The organism is Arthrobacter sp. H5, assembly GCF_000520595.1.
Taxonomy (GTDB): Bacteria; Actinomycetota; Actinomycetes; order Actinomycetales; family Micrococcaceae; genus Arthrobacter_D.
Window position 1 is genome coordinate 1 of sequence record NZ_AZSC01000359.1, and the last position, 3,288, is coordinate 3,288.

The 3,288-nt window shown below is 60.2% G+C and carries 3 protein-coding genes and 2 pseudogenes; 1 reads left to right on the plus strand and 4 read right to left on the minus strand.

Annotated features, from left to right (window positions below):
- Positions 1–507 (plus strand): annotated as a pseudogene (locus Y708_RS0101555) (IS701 family transposase); the annotation flags it as partial.
- 561 nt (positions 508–1,068) lie between these two features.
- Here Y708_RS0101555 and Y708_RS22220 read toward each other — a convergent pair.
- The 4 genes and pseudogenes from Y708_RS22220 to Y708_RS28910 all read right to left on the minus strand — a co-directional run.
- Positions 1,069–1,752, minus strand: coding sequence for a DUF6671 family protein (locus Y708_RS22220; RefSeq protein ID WP_253905653.1), 684 nt, complete (start codon positions 1,750–1,752; stop codon positions 1,069–1,071).
- A 47-nt stretch (positions 1,753–1,799) separates the two neighbouring features.
- Positions 1,800–1,949, minus strand: coding sequence for a hypothetical protein (locus Y708_RS30680; RefSeq protein ID WP_253905654.1), 150 nt, complete (start codon positions 1,947–1,949; stop codon positions 1,800–1,802).
- A 206-nt stretch (positions 1,950–2,155) separates the two neighbouring features.
- The gene (locus tag Y708_RS0101565) at positions 2,156–2,467 is read right to left on the minus strand and encodes a helix-turn-helix transcriptional regulator (protein ID WP_155853626.1); all 312 of its coding nucleotides are present in this window, start codon (positions 2,465–2,467) and stop codon (positions 2,156–2,158) included.
- Between the two features lie 665 nt (positions 2,468–3,132).
- Positions 3,133–3,288: pseudogene (locus Y708_RS28910) on the minus strand (IS4 family transposase); the annotation flags it as partial.

Consider the following 3,288-nt stretch of genomic DNA (forward strand, 5'->3'; position numbering starts at 1 on the left):
CTGGAAGCCAGGGGTTTGCACTACGTGCTGGCTGTTCCCATGAACCAAAACGTCCTCGCCCCCACGGCAGGGATCGGCGAGCAATGGCGCGCTGATAAACTCATCGCTTCCCTGTTCGCCAATGCCTGGCGGACCCGGACAGCCGGGGCCGGAACCAAGGGCGACCGCCGCTATTCCTGGGCACGGACCCGCATCAACGGACCCGCCGAAACCAGAGAACACTGGCTGCTGGCCCGCCGGTCCCTGAAAAACCCCACCGACCTGGCCTACTACATCTGCCACGGCCCCAACCGGGTCTCCCTCGCCGAACTGGTGCGGATCGCCGGCGCCCGCTGGGCCATCGAGGAAACCTTCCAAACCTCCAAAGGCGAAACAGGGCTGGATCACTACCAAGTCCGCCAATACACCGGCTGGTACCGCCACATCACCCTCTCCATGTTCGCCCAGGCCTTCCTGACCGTGATCCGCTCCAAAAAAGGGGCCCTGCCCCCGCTGACGGCGTACTGATCCGGCTCTCACTGCCCGAAATCAGACGCCTGTTGGTCCGACTAGTCTGGCACCGGACCATCGCCCCCGAACAAGTCCTGGAACACTCAACCTGGCGTCGAAAACACCAGCACCGCGCCCGACATAGTCATTACAAAGCCCGCGGACACACCCCATAAACGCGACTGTAGTACTAGCCGGGCAGGGGTGCCTCGTCTTTACAGGCGGGGGTGTTGCTCGGCCCGGACGGAGCCGGACCCGGCGAAGTGACCCGGTGCTCGCTCGCTCCCACTGGGACAACGGACCTCACTGCGTTCCGGAGGACTGCTGTCGTGATGGCGAGGATCAATGAGCGCCGCGTGACTCAGGTATTGCAACGATGGTGTCTGAAAAGAGGCACTGTAAACTCGCCCGTTCTCACCGTTTTTCTGCACGCTTTGATTTTCGGACGCTTGCGCGTCCAGTGGGTGAGGAGGTGGCAGTACCGCTCATAGGTTTAGGGCCACCACCCGGCCGTAGGTGCTTGCGGGCACAGGTTTTCGCGACGATTCCGGGAAAGGCGCGTCAAGGGTCGAGGCAGGGTCAAGGGTTGCAATACTCACAACACCCCGGGTCGGCGTATTGAAGGCCTGTCAGGTCGTTGGTAATGCGATGTGTGCATCTGAGGCACCCATGGATTTCCGCGCGGGTCTCGCCCGTGGGGGCGCCGCAGGCTCTGCACGGCAGTCCTTCTACCCGTTCTGCCTTCCAGAATCCCGGAGTGCCGCAGGCCGGACATAGGGAGCGTAACTTCTGTGCGAGGTCTTTGGCGGCGAGGCGGATGTTTTCCATGCGTGTCGGATTGGTGTGGGCGCGCATGTCGGTCTCGAGAAGCACCATAGTGTTCGCGGATTGCTCCAGCATCCGGGTGAAAGTGACTTCCAGCTCCGGCCAGGTGGCGATTCCTTTGCGGATGCGCGGGTCGTGCTCGCCTTCCGGGCGTAGCACCAGATAATGCTCGGGGAACTTGGATTGACGGGCAAAAGCTTCGGCTGTTTCCCAGTCCGCCGCCAGAAGGTGGGAGAAATTCGTATTGCCCTGGGCGATGCCGACCACCTCCAGATTGCGCTCGACGTCGATCCAGACTAGGAGTTCGACGTTCCAGGAGAACATCCCAACATACGGGTCGTGGCCAAACGAACCTTCACTGGCGAGACCCAGCGGCAACCCTGACAATTCGATGCCTATGCGCGCTTTGTTGCGTGCGGCCTCAAGCTGTGTTCCCACGCGGGAGATGTCGCGGGTAAAAGTACCGAGCAAGTCCGTGTCGTAACCTACGATGTGTTCGACCCGGCAGCCGAGCGCGCGCCCCAGCACAGCACGGGCGCGATCACGCGTTCCTTGCCGTGCTGGGTGAGGAGGGAAATTTGCTCACCGGAATAGACGGAGGGTGTCTCCGAACCGCCGGTTTCGGTGACTATCACGATTTACCTCCCTTCCCGGGTGAGGCAGTAGCGAGGTCTAGCGTGATGGAGTCTTCGAACATCGTGAACTTCCAGGTGGGACCGGCGGCTACCACAGGGACGGGGTGTACGAGTCGGAGAGAACCACGAAACCCCTAACTGAACGTTTCACTAGGAGTGGCAGCGCTGGGTCAGCCAGACACCGTTCATATCCGGGCCTCGCCCAACTATCCGATGTGATGGTGGGTTGGTACCACGGAATGTGGGTTGGCTTCGAACACCTCAAGAAGCTCTCCAATTTGGTGGTGGCGTTCCAAGGGATGTCGTAGTGGCAATTCCGGGTAGAGCTGATACCGATTACGCCGCCCATCGCGTTGACGCTTTAGATAACCGGCTGCGACAAGTTCGGCCACGATGCGCTGGGCGGCACGTTCGGTAATACCCACCGCTACCGCGATGTCGCGAAAACGCATCCCGGGATCGTTCGCAACGCACATCAGCACGTGCGTGTGATTAGTAAGAAAGGTCCAGTCAGCCACACCCCCATTATAGACGACCAGAAATACGCGCTTCACAATACCTGCTCCAACTGTCAGGTATTTATCTATTCTGTCTACGTTTGCAGCCAGAAGCGTTGGTCATGAACCTTGAGCGAAGGCCGCCGTCTGCATGATGTTTTGTCCAACAGATTTTGCCCCCTCAGGCTGGAAAACTCTCAGATTCTCCCATCTGATGTCACTTCAACCAACGAAGCAAGGCGCACTGAGTGCTTGATCCCGTCATCCTCCTTTCTCTGCTCGGCACCGTGGCGTGCTGCTGCGTTGAGCACCAAGGGGTCGGTATTCCTGGATCAGTGTCCACAGTTCGGGGTTTCTGTAGAGGGTCGCCCGGGAAATTTCGGTCTCTGCCGCGATGAACACCACGATCGACCAAGGCGTGCCTAGCGAAGAGGGTTTCCCCGCTGGCGCGAGCCGCGTCTACGACCTGATCCTGCGTGACACGGTGGGGGGACACTTGCACGGCATCTTCCGTAAGGATCACAAACGGGTGGCCTAGCCTCAATGCCGTTTACTTAGGCTTCTTGGGCATGCGTTTGAGTGGCCAGTTGGACATTTTGCGTTTGACGGCCCTGGGGTTGGTTCTGGGTCTTCGTTGGGGCAGGAGTTCGTGGAGGATCTCCGTGGCGAAGAGCACGAATGCGTCTTTAGCTTGGTGAGGGGGAAAAGGCCGGGGGCCCGGCGATGGTCCGCCTGGCTGCCCGGAGGGTGCGTGTGAAGGAGAGCCGTAAAGGGTCTTCCTCGAATTGGTGGGCGACGTCGGCGATCAGGGATCGCAGGGCGTAGTGGGCGCAGAGGTATCC